The organism is Urechidicola sp. KH5, assembly GCF_054661455.1.
In genome coordinates, this window is the sequence record NZ_BAAFSW010000001.1 from 170733 (window position 1) to 187644 (window position 16912).

Sequence of the window (16912 nt, forward strand, 5' to 3'; positions counted from 1 at the left end):
TTTTTTTGCTACTTTTGTTTGAGCCAAAAATCAAATAAATGCAAAAAAATATAGCAGTTGTTATGGGAGGCTATTCATCAGAATATAAAATCTCCTTAAAGAGTGGATCAGTTGTTATGCAACATTTAAATCCATCGCTTTACAACGCTTATGCTGTTCATATATTAAAGGATAAATGGGTAGCTGTAATTGACAATCAAGAATACCCAATAAACAAGCATAATTTTTCTGTAACCATTAGCGGAACTAGCGTTTCTTTTGACTGTGTTTTTAATGCAATTCATGGTACTCCAGGAGAAGATGGAAAATTATTGTCATATCTTGAATTATTAGGTATTCCTCACACCTCTGCGACGTCCTATCAAATGGCTTTGACATTTAACAAAAGAGATTGTTTGAGTGTCTTAAAACCATTCGGAATTAAAACAGCAAGCTCGTACTATTTGAATGAGGGTGATACCGTTGACACTTCAGAAATTGTAAATGCCGTTGGATTGCCATGCTTTGTAAAAGCAAACAGAGCGGGCAGTAGTTTTGGTGTTACTAAAGTACATAAAAAGGAAGAATTAAAACAAGCGCTAGAAGTTGCATTTAAAGAAGACAATCAAATCATTATTGAAGCATTTTTAGATGGAACAGAAGTTTCTGTTGGAGTTATAAAATACCAAGGAGAAACCACCGTATTGCCAATCACTGAAATTGTATCTGAAAATGACTTTTTTGATTATGAGGCCAAATACCAAGGTAAATCTGAAGAAATTACTCCTGCCAGATTAACGGAGGAGCAAACAAAAGTTATAAATAAGATAGCAAAGAAGGCATATGATGCCTTACAGATGACGGGGTTTTCACGAAGCGAGTATATTTTGGTGAACAACGAACCTTATATGCTTGAAATGAATACCGTACCAGGTTTAACAACAGAAAGTATATTACCTCAACAAGCACAGGCTGCTGGTATTAGTTTAGAACAATTATTTGAAAATGCCATTGAGATGGCTTTGCAGCAAAATTAAAATCATATGAAAAGAGCAGTATTTCCAGGATCATTTGACCCAATTACTTTAGGACATGTTGACATTATTAAAAGAGCGATACCTCTTTTTGATGAAATAATTATTGCCATAGGTATTAATGCAGACAAAAAGTATATGTTTAGTTTAGAAGAGCGAATCAGATTTATTGAAGAGACATTTAAAGATGAATCCAGCGTAAAAACAGATACATATACCGGATTAACCGTAAAATATTGCGAAGAACAAAATGCGCAATTCCTATTAAGAGGCTTAAGAAATCCTGCAGATTTTGAATTTGAAAAGGCTATTGCTCAAGCTAATCAAAAATTATCGGGTATCGATACTGTTTTCTTTTTAACAAGTTCAGGTCATTCATTCATAAGTTCAAGTATCGTTCGAGATATTTTAAGAAATAATGGATCTGCTGAAGGACTTGTGCCTCTAGCTGTATTATAAAATAACCAATGAAAAAATTAACCCTATCACTATTTGCAATTTGTGCTTCACTTAATTTTTTTGCACAAAATGACTCTATCGTAACTCCTTACCAATTCGAAACAATATTTGAACGATCGCATACAGATAGTACTGCTACATATTTTCAAGTAATTGAATTTTACAATAAACTTGCAAAAGAGTATCCTGAAATTAAGATTACCTCACATGGTACAACAGACGCGGGTAAACCTTTACATCTAATTTTGTTTGATGTCGACAAGAATTTTGATCCTTTATCAACTCCCAAGAACACCGTATTAATCAACAATGGAATTCACCCAGGCGAACCTGATGGCATAGATGCGAGCATGCTGTTTTTACGTGATATAGTTGAAAGTGAAGAACTTAAAGAAAAATACAAACATGTAATTATTGGTATCATTCCAGTATATAATATCGGCGGTGCATTAAATAGAAATAGTGGATCTCGAGCAAATCAAAATGGTCCATCTGAATATGGATTTAGAGGCAATGCTTTAAACTATGATTTAAATCGTGATTTTATAAAAAACGATACCAAAAACGCTGAGGCATTTGCTAAAATATTTCATTATATGAATCCTGATGTGTTTATAGATACGCATGTTAGCAATGGTGCAGATTATCAATACACATTAACACATCTATTCACGCAACACAACAAAATGGGTGGTTCTATTGGAAATTTTGTACTCAATTCTATGCAAACGAGAATCGAACAGAACCTTCAAGAAAAAGGACATATTATCACGCCTTACGTAAACGTGTTTAATCAAGTTCCAGAAAAAGGATTCTCACAATTTTTTGACTCACCTCGTTATTCAACTGGTTATTCAACATTATTTAACTCTTTAGGTTTTATGGTAGAAACGCACATGCTAAAACCTTATAGAGATCGTGTATACGGCACCTATGAATTACTATTTAGCACGTTAGATTTTGTAAACACCTATTCCTATAAAATCAAACAACTTAGAAGAGATGCAGTAGCAGAAATTTTAGAAACAGGTGAATACCCAATTCATTTTGAAGTAGATAGTACCTTGGTTACGCCTTTAGATTTTCATGGGTATGAAGGGCATTATGAAAAAAGTAAAGTTACTGGACAATTGCGTTTAAAGTACCATCGCGAAAAACCATTTACTAAAACTGTAAATTACTTCAACATCTTTAAACCAACAAAGTCCATTAAGATTCCTGACTACTATATGGTTCCAAAGAGATTTAAAAAAGTAATAGCGCATTTAAAAAGAAATAAAATTGTACATTTCCCATTAAAAGAAGCCATTGCAATAGAAGTTGAAGGCTATAAAATTGCCTCATACGAAACTAGAAAAAGTCCGTTTGAAGGACACTATTTGCATTACAATACAAAAGTAGAAAGTGCTATCGAGATGCAATCTTTTGATAAAGGAGATTTCTTGGTGCCGACAAACCAACCAGGACTAAAATACATTCTAGAAACGCTTGAACCTGAAGCGACAGATTCTTTTTTTAACTGGAATTTCTTTGACGTAATTCTACAACAAAAAGAACATTTTTCTCCATATGTGTTTGAAGATAAAGCAGAAGAAATTTTAAAAAACAATCCAGAAATCAAAGCTGAATTTGATGCTAAAAAATCAAATGATTCGAATTTCGCCAATAATTGGTATGCACAATTAAACTTTATTTATTTACGCTCAGAGCATGCCGAAAAGAGTTATTTACAATACCCTATTTATCGAGTTTTTGAAAAGTAGCTTCTAAATTTCTGTTAAATTCATCAACAATTAGAAAACTACACTTTAATTTTTAGTAATTTAGAAAGCAAATCTAAACTACTAACTTATGGCTTCACTTCATATAAACGGAGAAAAACATCAAATAGATGTCGATGCTGATATGCCCCTGCTTTGGGCAATTAGAGATATAATAGGATATACCGGTACTAAATACGGATGCGGACAAGGTTTATGTGGCGCATGTATGGTTTTAATGGATGGACAAGCAACCAATGCGTGTCAAATACCAGTATCACTTGCTGATGGCAAAGAAATAATGACCATTGAGGGTGATGACAAAAATCTTAAAATGCTACAAGAATCTTGGGTAAAGTTTAATGTTCCTCAGTGTGGGTTCTGTCAACCAGGACAATTAATTACAGCAACTGCATTGTTAAAAAACAATCCGAATCCTAGTGAAGAGGATATAGATAATGCAATGGTGAGAAACATTTGTAGATGTGGCACTTATCAACGCATTAAGAATGCAATTACTCATACTGTTGAACTTAAAAATTCGTAACCATGGGAGTAGTTCAAAATATAAGTAGAAGAAGTTTTATCAAAAGTGTTGGTTTGGCTTCAAGTGGATTGGTTTTAGCATGTAATTCAGGTGCTTTTTCTGATACTCCAAAAGAATTAATAGAGTTCAACCCAAATTTATTTGTGCAATTAAATTCTGATGGAAGCTTGATTCTTGTTGCTTCTAGATCAGAAATGGGTAATGGTGTACGCACCTCTTTACCTTCAGTTATTGCAGATGAAATGGAAGCTGATTGGAATCGTGTTTCAATTAAGCAAGCAACCGGTGATAAGAAATATGGCGATCAGAATACCGATGGGTCTAGAAGTATACGATACCTCTATGAAGCCATGCGCGAAATGGGTGCCAAAGCTCGAAAAATGCTAGAAATGGCTGCTGCACAAAAATGGGAAGTCGCATTATCAGAAGTGTATGCTGAAGACCATTTTGTTCATAAAAAAGAGAGTCGTAAAAAAATTGCTTTTGGTGATTTGGTAGAAATTGCCAAAACTCTTGAAGTTCCAGAAGAAGTAACTTACAAGACCAAAGATCAATTTAAATATATTGGTAAACACCTACCAGGTATAGACGTACCCATTTATGCAAATGGTAGTGCTGTTTTTGGATTAGATAAGCGTGTAGACAATATGAAGTTTGTAGCTATACAGCGTTGTCCTGCTACTTTTGGTACGGTAAAAGATTTTGATGATACTGATGCTTTAAAAATAAAAGGAGTAGAAAAAGTTGTGAATCTCCCGCGTGTAGACAGACCTTTTGGCGCTTTAGGTGGTGTTGCAGTTGTAGCCTCGAATACCTGGGCTGCTTTTAAAGGAAAAGAAGCACTTAAAGTTACATGGGATTATGGGGCCAATGGTTCTTATGATTCAAAGAAATATATGGACATGATTACGAAAAATGTTCATAAAAAAGGAAAAGAAGCACATAATACCGGAGATGCCTATAAAGCAATTAGCAAAGCCGCTAAAACAGTTGAAGCTACATATCAAGCGCCACATTTAGTGCATAGCCCAATGGAAGTGCCAAATGCTGTTGCAGTAGTTAACGGAGATACTTGTGAGGTTTGGGCTCCTACTCAAGATCCACAAACAGCACGGACTGAAGTTGCCGAATACTTAAAAGTAGATCGAGAAAATGTAACGATTAATGTTACTTTTTTGGGTGGTGGTTTTGGTAGAAAATCAAAACCTGACTTTATCGTTGAGGCTGTAGCTTTGGCAAAAACTTTAGGACATCCAGTGCAAGTTGTTTGGACTCGTGAAGACGACATTAAACACAGTTATTACCATACCACATCTGCACAATATATGAAAGCTGGCTTAGATGCAAACGGAAATGTTTCAGGGTGGTTACACAGATTTGCGTTGCCATCTATCATGTCTACTTTTATGCCAGGTACAGACGAGCCACAAGGATGGGAAGTGTCAAGTGCCTCTAATTTACCATACAATATACAAGATATGCGTGTTGAGACGGGTAAATCTCCTGCTCATGTGCGAATAGGTTGGTTGCGATCTGTAATCAATATACCTCATGGGTTTTCAGTAAATGTTTTTATTGATGAATTAGCACATGAAGCAAATCAAGATCCTCTTGATTTTAGATTGAATCTACTTGGAGATGAAGATCGTACAGAAGGTGGTGAAGGCGAATATAAATGGACTACCAAACGATTCAGAAATGTTTTAAAAACAGTCGCTAAAAATGCTGATTGGGGTAAAGATTTACCAGCAGGTCATGCGCAAGGTATTGCGATTCAATACAGTTTCTTGTCGTATGTTGCCTCGGTAGTTGAAGTATCAGTTATTGATGGAAAATTAAAAGTACACAAAATTCATTCTGTTATTGATTGTGGTGTTGCTATTAACAAAGACACTGTAAAATCTCAAATGGAAGGTGCTGCCATATTTGGTATGTCATTAGCCTATTATGGAAAAATAACGGCAAAAGATGGCGGTATAGAACAAAGTAACTTCCATGACTATAGAATGCTTCGTATGCCAGATGCACCAGAAATTCATGTAGAAATTATTGATAGTGATGAAAAATCAACTGGTGTTGGAGAACCAGGAGTTCCTGTAATTGCACCAGCCATTGTAAATGCAATTTTTAAAGCAACAGGTAAGCGTTATAGAAATTTACCATTATCAGATTATGGTTTAATATAATATAGAGTTGGATTAAAATACTCAATTTGAGTATTGCAATTACGATTTTGAGAGGTTAGATTTGATCATCAAAAATCAACTAACCTAACTAATAAAAAGGGCAAACATAAATGTTTGCCCTTTTGTTTTTACAATGCATACTGCAATCCAATAGTAAGGGTACTTTTAGTACCTAATTGAACTCCATTCATATTTTGATACAAAGGTATTACGTACTCTAACCCAAGGCGCATGTTTTTAAATGCACCATCCGGAATGTAAAAATTAGCACCAAAACCACTATTAAGTGCAAAACCACCGGAATTATCAGTATCCGCGGTTGCTACCATCATTGGGTTTAACTCACTGTGCTCACCTCTGATCTCTGAAACCCATAAGCCATCAATTCTAGCTGATAAACTAATCCAATTACTTACTTTATAAGCGAACCAATTATTTAATTGATATTGATGTCCCAATGTATAATCATAACTATTCTCGCCAAGTCTTAAAATAGTTCGGAACTGATTTCCCCAAGAATACAATTCTCTCTGACCTAAATACGTCAACCCTAAATGAGCATCAACGGTTCCTGATCCTATTTGCATTGGGTAAGGCAAAAATACTTTCTCCGGTGAAGACATAGGTGTAACATCTTTTTCTTCTATAGATCCTGTTGGTATAGAAAGTCCAAGGAGACCATGTACTGATTGACGATTATTGTTAAAAAACTTATATAATGTAGATACTTTTAAATCAGAAAAACCAGAAGAAGCTGTTTCAAATGGCATTACCATACCAGTCATTTGACGCATTTGTAAGCCCATTGAATTATCTACATAACCTGACATTGCCATTAAAGTAACCTTGTTAGATGGAGCATACATAAATCCGATCATATGCATATGCATAGTCATTTCTATTGGCGCCACCATATACCCTAAACTATGAACGTAATCTGCGGACACTTCTTTATCTCCTTCTATCATATCTTTCATTTGCATATTCATATATCTATAAGAAAACATCCAATCTCCTTTAGAATGCATGTGATCTCCCATAACTGAAATTGGAGCATGACCATCAGGTCTATTTCCATTCCACTTATTAATTGTGTCTTTTGAATGTTGTGCAAAAATTGTTGTGCTATAAATTAGCACGAATAGTTTTATAAAATTTTTCATGTTTTGTTTAATTTATTCAATAAAATACCTCATCTGTTAGCCAATGAACAGTTGAAAGAGTCATCTTGACAATGACAAAAAAATCTAAATTGAAAAATTAAACTGTTGGAGGTTTAAGTATTACTTCTTGATAGTCTTGAGTATTCTTAAGAGTATAATAATATCGATGCTTAAAGAATAAAGAAAACGAATTGTTAGAATCGTTATTTAATTCAACAATAGAAATTGGGTATTTGCTCAAATCTATTGCCGGAATTTCATGCTCTTGGTGGTTATGTGAATTACTTATTTCTTTTGCGATGTAGCATTTACCATTACAACCCAATTCTGGTTTGTTTCTGTTCTCGCAAAGTACACTAACAATATATTCTTTATTAAGATTGTACTCAATTAAAGGCATTACTGGTTGAAGCATTGCCAGAATGTACAGCATGTAAAAAAAGTTGCCAATTAATTGACTCTTCACTAGGGGGTAATTTGCAGCAAATATAGAATTCAATCAATATTAAAAAAAGAAAAACTCTAAAATTAAATGAAGAATGAAAGCCCCATTAAAACGGCAAACAAAAACGTACTTAAAGCAAGTTTTTTAAGTTCTGGATCAAAATCTTTTGGTTGTTCAACTTTATAAACGGTATATAAATGTTTAAAAATTGGAATGTAGGCAATCAAAAACAAGAAATTAATCGCACTTTCAAAGCGAATCATTACAAACAATAAGGCAAATAAAAACGAAGCAACTAATAAATAGTAATGATAATACTTTGCGAACTCAGCTCCTATTTTAACTACTAATGTTCGTTTACCAGATTTCTCATCAGACTCTCGATCTCTCATATTATTCAAATTCAAAACACCAGCACTCAATAATCCTATAGAGCATGCAGGAAAGAAAATACTTATTGGTAATTCTTTAGCATATAAGAAATAAGATCCGCAAACACTTAACAAACCAAAGAACAAAAACACAAAAATATCTCCTAAACCACTATAGCCATAAGCGTTTTTACCCATGGTATACTTAAGAGCTGCAACTATACTAGTTATACCTAAAGCAAAAAACACTAATGAATAAGCAAAGTTTTCTTTTCCGAAGGCAACATAAATTAAAGCTATCGCAACTATTAAAGTAAAAGCGGCGGTGACTTTAATAGCCTTAAGCATCTGATTTGGTGATATAGCACCACTTTGCAATGCCCGTTCAGGTCCTATGCGGTCATCATTATCGGTTCCTTTTACTCCATCACCATAATCATTGGCAAAATTAGAAAGTACTTGAAAACCAACAGTAGTTATTAATGCAAGCACACAAATACTCCAATTAAAATGACCATCTGAGTTGGCGATAAAACTCCCTAAAATAATTCCGGATAAACTAAGTGGTAAGGTCCGTAAACGAGCTGCTTGAATGTAGTTTTTAAGCATAATCTATTCTTGAAAAACTGAAATAAATTCAGCGTGTGACTATGTTTTATAAATCTTCAGCATTTGCGATTAGTTCTGCAATATCAAGAACCTCAACGCTGTCTTCTTTGTGAGTAGCTTTTACACCATCGGTCATCATTGTATTGCAAAATGGACAACCAGTAGCAATAATGTTTGGTTTGGTTTCAATAGCTTCTTCTGTGCGCTCTACATTAATGTCTTTATTCCCTTTTTCAGGTTCTTTAAACATTTGAGCACCACCAGCACCACAGCACAAACCATTTATACGGCAACGTTTCATTTCAACTAATTCTACCTCCAATTTTTGAATAAGCTCTCTTGGTGCTTCATACACATCGTTAGCCCTACCTAAATAACAGGGGTCATGAAAAGTAATACGTTTCCCTTTGTATTGTCCGCCTTCAATGGTCATTCTACCATCTGCCAACAATGATTTTAAAAATTGGGTGTGATGCATTACTTCATACGTCCCACCCAATTCTGGATATTCATTTTTTATAGTATTGAAACAGTGCGGACACGCTGTTACTATTTTCTTAATTTCATAAGCATTTAAAACTTCTATATTGGTAATGGCTTGCATTTGAAAAACCATTTCATTCCCTGCACGTTTGGCCGGATCACCAGTACAACTTTCTTCAGTACCTAAAACAGCAAAATCAACATTGGCTTTCTGTAAAATCTTTACAAAAGCTTTTGTTATTTTCTTTGCTCTATCATCAAAACTTCCAGCACACCCTACCCAAAATAGTACTTCGGGTTGTTTACCTTGTGCCATCATTTCTGCCATTGTAGGTACTACCATAAATGCTTATTTAAAATTAATCGTGAGTTCCGTCGTCAAATACTTCAATAGTAACTTCTTTCTCTACTAAATCGGTAAACTTACCTTTATATCTAGTAGCTCTAACCAAGTGATTGTCTATCCAATGATAGTTACCTCCTCTTGGTTTACCCATTAACAAACCGTGAAATTTAAATCCATGACGATTTAACCACTCAGTAGTAATCTCTCTGTGCTCTTCCGTTCTAGAAGTAAAGAAACAAATAATGTGACCTTCGTCGTACCATTTGTTCAATGTAATTAAAGCATCAGGAAAAGGCTCGCAAGTTCCCATACGCTCTGGCTCTTCATTTGGCACATCTTCTGTTATTGTTCCATCAATATCGATCAAATAGTTCTTTACACCATCTGCCAATACAGGACTCAATAAATTCCCTTCAGCATCTTTCAACTCGCTTAACTCCTTGTTTGTTTTTGTTTTCATTCTAACTTTTTAGTTGTGTTTATAAACTTATTTTGGGTTGTTTGTTGTTTATTCATCTTTCCAGTTCAACCTATCCATTTGGTTGTACTGCCATGGCGCACCATTATTCTCAATATTGGTCATCATCATATTTAATTCTTGAGGTGCTGCACTTTGCTCCATCACCAAATATCTACGCATATCCATAATAATAGAAAGTGGGTCTATACTTATTGGGCATTCTTCTACACATGCGTTACAACTAGTACATGCCCAAAGTTCTTCTGGAGTGATATAATCGTTTAACAGTTGCTTGCCATCATCTTGAAAGCTTCCGTTTTTATCTATGTTTTTACCTACTTCCTCTAATCGATCACGCGTTTTCATCATAATAGCTCGAGGAGACAATTCTTTACCAGTTTGATTGGCAGGACATGAAGAGGTACATCTACCACACTCTGTACATGTGTAAGCATTTAAAAGTTGTACCCAGTTTAAATCTGTTACATCACTTGCCCCAAATTTCTCTGGCATTTCCTCTTCTTCTCCTTCAGCTGGTGCTGCAAATGGATCTGCATTTGGATCCATCATCATTTGCACTTCTTTAGTTACTGTTGCATCATTTGTAAATTGACCCTTTGGATTTAGATTAGCGAAGAATGTATTAGGGAATGCTAATAGAATGTGTAAATGCTTAGAATAATACAAGTAATTCAAGAACACTAAAATTCCTGCAATATGTAACCACCAAGCGCTACGTTCTAAGATAATGAGTCCTTTATATCCTAAACCTTCAATTAAAGGTGCAATGTATTGGCTAATTGGATAAGCTCCTACCTGTGAATAATGTGAATCTTCACCACCAATTTGTTGCAAGTTTAAATCTGCCGCATTCATCAACAAGAATAACGTCATTAAAACCATTTCAAAATACAAAATGTACAAGGCATCATTCTTTGGAAAGCCTTTCATTTCTTTATTCCAGAATCGTGGAATACGCATGACAACTCTTCTTATCCAAAAAAGGATTACAGATACCAATACTAAAAAGGCCAAAATTTCAAAACTACCAATTAAGAAATCGTAAAAACCTCCCATAAAGCTTAAAACTCTATGTGTATCAAATAGACCATCAATAATAATTTCAAGAACTTCAATATTAATGATGACAAATCCTACATAAACAATGATGTGTAAAATACCAGAAATTGGTCTTCTTGTCATCTTACCTTGCCCTAAGGCTAAACGCGTCATTAAGGACCAACGCTCTTTTGTATTGTCTGACCTATCTACATCTTTACCTAAGGAAATATTGCGTTTTAATTTACTCACATTACGAGCAAAGAAGCCTATACTCAAAATGAGCAAAATGGCAAACGCTATGTTATCAATATATTGCATAGTTACTGATGATTCCAATTATGTTTGTCTTTACTATCATTAGGTGACAAACCTAAAATATCTCCTTTAGTCGAACTACCTAATACTTTTCTATTGGCATAATTAAAATATGCCTTTACTTGATTGTTATCAAGTATTTCTCTATCGGACAAATTTACTATTTTAAGAACAGCAATGTCAGATTCTGATAGACTTTCTGACGCGTTCGTTAGTTTTTTAGCATATTTTAAAGCTTCTATGTATTTTATTTTCAAAACCCTAGAAAAGCTTTCGGTTTTCATGCTATCTTTTAAAGTATTTGTCTTTTCATCATCTTCTAATAAGCGCTTTAACTTACCTGCAGAGGTATTAAAAGGAATAGTCTCAATCAACATAGGCACTAGTCTTCTTCGTTAGGTTGATATCCTTTATCCTTTTTACCGAAAACTGAGAAGTGAACAAAACGTTTTGGATGTTCTTTCATTTCGCGCAATAACTCTTCTAATTCTTTTGTAGCGTTTTCTATGTTATTGTAAACAGCCTCATCTTTTAAAAATTTACCTAGAGTACCTTCACCAGATTGAGCTTCGGCCAAAATTGCATTAAATGAAGTAACTGTACTATCTAACTTTTCTATTGTTGCACCAAGGTTAGCCGCAGCTAAGGAGTCTGTAATGGCTACTAAATTTTCTGTAGATTTTTTAAAATTCCCTAAACTTTTGTCAATATTATCTTTATTACCTGTCAAGATGGAATCTACCGTTGCCAAGGAGCTCTCAGCACCAGACAAAGTATTATTAAGTTTAGCGAAAGATTCTTTTAAATTTTTTCTTGTTTCGTAATCCATTATTTGGTTTACAGCCAACATAACAGAATCTACACTTACAAGAACATTTTCTAATTTAGACTTTAAGGGTGTTAATGTTTCAGAAACAGAACTCATTAAATCTGCTTCAATTGTCCCTACAAATTTATCACCTGAAACTGCCTTTTCTCCTTCATACGAAGGAAGAATTGCAATAGCAGAACCACCCATTATACTGGTGCTGTATATTTTAACTGTACTATTCTTAGAAAATTCTAAATTCGTTTCAACACCAAACTCAACTAATAACTTTCCATTTTTACCAGGTTCGTCCATAAATTTAATACGCTCAACCTTACCTACTTGAAGCCCGTTAATAGTAACAATGCTTGCAGTGTTAAGTCCTTGAACATTATCGAATTCAGAAAAATACGTTACATCTGCGCTATTAAATAAGTCTTGTCCTTTCAAATAATTAAAGCCCCAAATAGAAAGACCTATAATTACTACTGAAACGATTCCTGTTTTAAGTTCTCTGGTAATCTTCAAAATAGCTTTGTTTTTAAAAAACAATAATAGTGATTTTTTAACGAAGGATTGTTGCCATTTACAATGATTTTAAAGCCTCGGTAACCGAAATTTTTTCACCGTCTTTAAATGCAACAATAAAGGCGTCTTTATACCCTTTACTCTGAGCTAGTTGCTGGTATTCTTTAACCTCATCAAAATTATGTGTTTCGCCTAGATAATATTTATATGCCCCAGAAACTCTTACTCGATGAACTTCTTTCAATCCGTTAAAATTGTATGGTTTTTCAGCAATTTTCTTTTTCCCTGAAGCTATCTGAACTTTAAATACAATTGACGTATTTACAGATTCTTCAATAGGCTCAAGCATAATTTCGTCAACTACCGTATTTAAATCGATTTGACCTAAATATTCTTTAACCCCTTTAGCTATAGACGTGGCATAAGCAAATTGGCCATTCTTGGAAGATAAATATTGCCCCTCACTCTTATTCGTCAAAAAACCTGTTTCAATTAATATACTGGGCATGTATGAATGAAAAAGCACAACAAAACCCGCTTGTTTCACCATCCTATTCTTTCTACCTAAATCTTTCACCATATTATTCTGAACAATACTAGCTAATTGAAGTGATTGGTCTTGATACTCTTCATTCTCAATAGTTAAACCTATAAGAGATTCTGGACTATTTGGATCAAAGCCTTGATATTTTTCTTCATAATTATCTTCCAATAAAATTACTTCGTTCTCACGTTTTGCAACTTCCATATTTTGCTTGCTAGCATTTAACCCAAGAACCCAAGTTTCAGCACCGCTGGCTTGAGAACTATGCGCATTACAATGTATAGAGACAAATAAATCTGCATCAACTCTATTAGCCATATTAGCACGTTCCCATAAATCAATAAAAACATCTTTCTTTCTCGTGTAAATCACATTAATATGTGATTCCTTCTCAAGTAATTCACCTAATTTCAAAACAATTGCCAAGGCAATATCCTTTTCTTTGTATTTCTTAAATGCAACTTTCCCTGGATCTTTACCCCCATGACCAGGATCTAAAACAACAGTATACGTCTTTTTTTGAGCAAAAATGACCGGTTGATAAAACGTACATAAAATAATAAATACGAAAACCACTAAGCAGTTCGTTTTGGTATTAAATTTGTCGAGCTTCTGTAAGTTCATCAATTAATTTTAATTATTTTTGCCCCCTGTAGGAGGCGTTGAAAATTTGGTTATTATTCAATAAATATAATCATTACGAATGTACTAAAATTATCAAATTTCAAGCCAGTTTTATAGGCAAAACAACAAAGTGGTCATAGCATTGCGAATATTGAAAAACAAATCTGTTCTAACCCTCATTTTTATCTGCACACAGGTATTGACCTCCTTGGCTCAAAATACAGTTCTAAAAAGCTCGCTTCGCTCTGTAAATCAAACCATTATCAATAGAGACAGTATCGCAGCCCAACCAATAGATTCGCTTTCCTTAGATAGTATACCCAAACCAAAAGGTGCTTTAGACAATATTGTTACTCATAATGCTAAAGGCAGAATTACAGAAGATTTTACGCAAACATTAATAACATTGTATGATGAAGCTGAGGTTGATTATGGAGATGTCAATATTAAAGCTGGACATATTACAATAAATCACGAAACAAATATAATAACGGCTTATGGCATTAAAGATAGTACTGGCTATTCACAAAGACCTATAGTTAATCAGGCGGGTCAAGAATCGACCCACGACACTATTAAAATGAATTACAAAACCGAACGCTTAATAGCCTGGGGTACAGATGCTTCTCTAGAAGGTTTTGAAACACACACATCCATTACAAAAAAAGTAAATGATTCAACAATTTATGTGCGTGATATTATCTTGACTACTTCAAAAAAATCACCACCAGATTACCACATTAAAATTAACAGTGGTAAAATGATACCTGAAAAGAAAATTGTTGCTGGAACCTCTCAAATGTATATTGCAGAAGTACCAACACCTGTAGTGCTGCCATTTGCCTATTTTCCATTGACAAAAGGCCGTTCTTCTGGATTAATATTACCTTCTTACGGAAACAGTAGAGAGCAAGGTTTTTTCTTACAAAACGGAGGATACTATCTAGCACTTAGCGATTATTTTGATTTAGCCATTACTGGGGATATATACACGAATAGTAGTTGGGCTCTTGGGGCGCAAAGTAGTTATGTTGTTCGTTACAAATTTAGTGGAGGTTTCAATATTAGATATGAAAATTTATACAGTGGTATTAGAGGATTAGATGACTTTGCTCAGAGTTCAAATTATAACATTCGATGGAATCATAGTCAGGATTCAAAAGCAAATCCGAACTCAAGATTCTCGGCTAGTGTAAATTTAGGTAGTAGTAAATATTATAGGCAATCACTTAATGAATATAACAGTAATTCATTTTTAAATAATACACTAAATTCATCTGTTTCTTGGCAAAAAAGGTTTGTTGGCTCTCCTTTTAATATGTCGGCCTCTATGACACATTCTCAAAATACGAATACAGAAAGTATTATTATGAATTTACCTTCTATGCAATTGAGTATGGATCGTATCTATCCATTCGCTCCAAAAAACGGATCAAAAACCAATGCATTCCACAATATGGGTGTTGTTTATAACATGCGCGGTGATTACAGAATTAATACTTCAGACGAAGAATTTTTTAAAAGAGAAATGTTTGAGGATGCTCGCGCTGGTATTCAACAAGATGTAGCATTAAGCACCAATATGAAAATTGCTAAACACTTTACCTTATCGCCTAATGCTCGCTACCAAGAAGTATGGTATTTTGATAAAGTTGAGAAAAATTATGATAACGATTTAGCTGAAATTGTAACTGATACAATTAGAGGATTCACTTCATTTAGAGAATATAATGTTGGTGCATCAATCAGTACAACTTTGTATGGGGATCTAAAATTAAAAAAAGGACGACTTGAAGCTGTTCGACATACTATGAGACCTAGTATTTCTTACACTTATAGACCAGACTTCGGTTTTTACTATGAAGAAGTACAACAAAGCTCTGACCCATTGGATCTAATTGAATATTCACCTTTTGAAACTGGAATTTATGGTGGGCCTTCTACCGGATTATCGAATAGTATTGGAATTGCAATAGCTAATACTCTCGAAGCAAAAGTAAAACCTAAAGATTCAACCGAAACAGAATCAAAGAAAATAAAACTTCTAAACAATTTAAATCTGGCTACAAGTTATAATATGGCAGCAGATTCGCTAAAGTGGAGCCCATTAAGCATGAATACTGGCGCAAACCTTTTTAACAATAAAATGGTTATAAACCTTAGAGCTACCCTTGACCCATACGCTATTGATGTCAATGGTCGAAAAATTGATAAGTTTAATATTGACAATGGCGGAAGCTTGTTTAGGTTAACCAATGCTGGTCTTACGGCAAACTACACATTAAATAACGATACTTTTAAAAAGGGAGGAGATAAGAGCACTAATTCCAATGCAGGGGGTACTAGCCAAAGAGACCCAACGGGTTCTGATGGGATTTTTGGTGAAAATATGACTGCATCAAATGATCCTTCCAACAATAATGATGAAGGAGATACCAAGAAAGCTAAATTATACAATGCAGAAATTCCATGGAGTATGCGCTTAGCATATGCCTTTAATTATAACAATACTGCAAGACAAAACGAAGTTGCATCGCACTCTATCATGTTTTCTGGAGATGTGGAATTAACTCCAAAATGGCAAGTTGGCTTTAGTTCTGGTTACGACATAAAACAAGGTGGTTTTACCTACACGCAGTTACGATTTAATAGAGATTTAGACAGTTGGCAAATGAATTTTAACTGGGTACCTTTTGGACCTCGAACCACCTATAATTTCTATATAGGTATAAAATCAGGAATCTTAAGCGACGTTAAATACGATCAACGTCAAACACCAGATAGACGTTTATTTTAAACTTAAATTCTATGAGAAAGATTATCAATACTCCTTACGCACCTGCTCCTATTGGACCATACAATCAAGCTATACTCGTTGGAAATATGCTTTATACGTCTGGTCAAATTGCCATTAATCCTATATCTAATGAATTGGTTTTAACTAATATTGAAGTAGAAACGAAACAAGTAATGGAAAATTTGAAAGCGGTATTAGCTGAAGCTGATATGACTTTTGAAAATGTAATTAAATCTAGTATTTTTGTTTCAGACATGCATAATTTTAGTGCTGTAAATACAGTATACGGAAGTTACTTTGACCCTATAACTGCACCAGCTCGAGAAACTGTAGAAGTGGCCAATTTACCTAAGTTTGTTAATGTTGAAATTTCTGTTATTGCAGTACAATAA

General features: G+C 34.2%; 16 protein-coding genes. 7 read left to right on the forward strand and 9 right to left on the reverse strand.

Features of this window, described 5'->3' with window-relative positions; all coding sequences use genetic code 11:
* Window positions 1-38 precede the first annotated feature (38 nt).
* From ACYQ5R_RS00825 to ACYQ5R_RS00845, 5 genes are all read left to right on the forward strand, one after another.
* Window positions 39-1016, forward strand: coding sequence for a D-alanine--D-alanine ligase (locus ACYQ5R_RS00825; protein ID WP_460189004.1), 978 nt, complete (start codon window positions 39-41; stop codon window positions 1014-1016).
* Window positions 1017-1022: 6 nt separating this feature from the next.
* A complete protein-coding gene (gene coaD, locus ACYQ5R_RS00830; protein ID WP_460189005.1) occupies window positions 1023-1472 on the forward strand; it encodes a pantetheine-phosphate adenylyltransferase in 450 nt (149 codons plus the stop codon).
* 8 nt (window positions 1473-1480) lie between these two features.
* The gene (locus ACYQ5R_RS00835; protein WP_460189006.1) at window positions 1481-3235 is read left to right on the forward strand and encodes a M14 family metallopeptidase; all 1755 of its coding nucleotides are present in this window, start codon (window positions 1481-1483) and stop codon (window positions 3233-3235) included.
* 88 nt (window positions 3236-3323) lie between these two features.
* Entirely contained in the window at window positions 3324-3779 is a 456-nt protein-coding gene (locus tag ACYQ5R_RS00840; RefSeq protein WP_460189007.1) for a (2Fe-2S)-binding protein, read from the forward strand.
* Between the two features lie 2 nt (window positions 3780-3781).
* Window positions 3782-5965 carry a xanthine dehydrogenase family protein molybdopterin-binding subunit gene (locus ACYQ5R_RS00845; RefSeq protein WP_460189008.1) on the forward strand — a complete coding sequence of 728 codons (2184 nt, stop codon included), beginning with the start codon at window positions 3782-3784 and terminating at the stop codon, window positions 5963-5965.
* Window positions 5966-6093: 128 nt separating this feature from the next.
* Here ACYQ5R_RS00845 and ACYQ5R_RS00850 read toward each other — a convergent pair whose 3' ends face one another.
* The 9 genes from ACYQ5R_RS00850 to ACYQ5R_RS00890 all read right to left on the reverse strand — a co-directional run bounded on the left by ACYQ5R_RS00850 (window position 6094) and on the right by ACYQ5R_RS00890 (window position 13723).
* Window positions 6094-7128: a transporter gene (locus ACYQ5R_RS00850; RefSeq protein WP_460189009.1), complete on the reverse strand. Its 1035-nt coding sequence runs from the start codon at window positions 7126-7128 to the stop codon at window positions 6094-6096.
* A 97-nt stretch (window positions 7129-7225) separates the two neighbouring features.
* Complete coding sequence (locus tag ACYQ5R_RS00855) at window positions 7226-7561, reverse strand: hypothetical protein (protein WP_460189010.1); 336 nt, start codon at window positions 7559-7561, stop codon at window positions 7226-7228.
* 95 nt (window positions 7562-7656) lie between these two features.
* Window positions 7657-8553 (reverse strand): 1,4-dihydroxy-2-naphthoate polyprenyltransferase, encoded by an 897-nt coding sequence (locus ACYQ5R_RS00860; protein WP_460189011.1) that lies wholly within the window; start codon window positions 8551-8553, stop codon window positions 7657-7659.
* A gap of 46 nt (window positions 8554-8599) precedes the next feature.
* Complete coding sequence (locus tag ACYQ5R_RS00865; RefSeq protein ID WP_460189012.1) at window positions 8600-9379, reverse strand: (Fe-S)-binding protein; 780 nt, start codon at window positions 9377-9379, stop codon at window positions 8600-8602.
* A 16-nt stretch (window positions 9380-9395) separates the two neighbouring features.
* The gene (locus ACYQ5R_RS00870; RefSeq protein WP_460189013.1) at window positions 9396-9842 is read right to left on the reverse strand and encodes an LNS2 domain-containing protein; all 447 of its coding nucleotides are present in this window, start codon (window positions 9840-9842) and stop codon (window positions 9396-9398) included.
* A 48-nt stretch (window positions 9843-9890) separates the two neighbouring features.
* A complete protein-coding gene (locus tag ACYQ5R_RS00875; protein ID WP_460189014.1) occupies window positions 9891-11222 on the reverse strand; it encodes a 4Fe-4S dicluster domain-containing protein in 1332 nt (443 codons plus the stop codon).
* A gap of 2 nt (window positions 11223-11224) precedes the next feature.
* Window positions 11225-11596 (reverse strand): hypothetical protein, encoded by a 372-nt coding sequence (locus tag ACYQ5R_RS00880; RefSeq protein ID WP_460189015.1) that lies wholly within the window; start codon window positions 11594-11596, stop codon window positions 11225-11227.
* Between the two features lie 5 nt (window positions 11597-11601).
* Window positions 11602-12555 carry an MlaD family protein gene (locus ACYQ5R_RS00885; protein WP_460189016.1) on the reverse strand — a complete coding sequence of 318 codons (954 nt, stop codon included), beginning with the start codon at window positions 12553-12555 and terminating at the stop codon, window positions 11602-11604.
* Between the two features lie 58 nt (window positions 12556-12613).
* Window positions 12614-13723, reverse strand: a complete 1110-nt coding sequence (locus tag ACYQ5R_RS00890; RefSeq protein ID WP_460189017.1) for an N-acetylmuramoyl-L-alanine amidase family protein — start codon at window positions 13721-13723, stop codon at window positions 12614-12616.
* 151 nt (window positions 13724-13874) lie between these two features.
* Here ACYQ5R_RS00890 and ACYQ5R_RS00895 point away from each other — a divergent pair, with 151 nt between their 5' ends.
* Complete coding sequence (locus ACYQ5R_RS00895) at window positions 13875-16520, forward strand: putative LPS assembly protein LptD (protein ID WP_460189018.1); 2646 nt, start codon at window positions 13875-13877, stop codon at window positions 16518-16520.
* Window positions 16521-16531: 11 nt separating this feature from the next.
* Entirely contained in the window at window positions 16532-16912 is a 381-nt protein-coding gene (locus ACYQ5R_RS00900) for a Rid family detoxifying hydrolase (protein WP_460189019.1), read from the forward strand.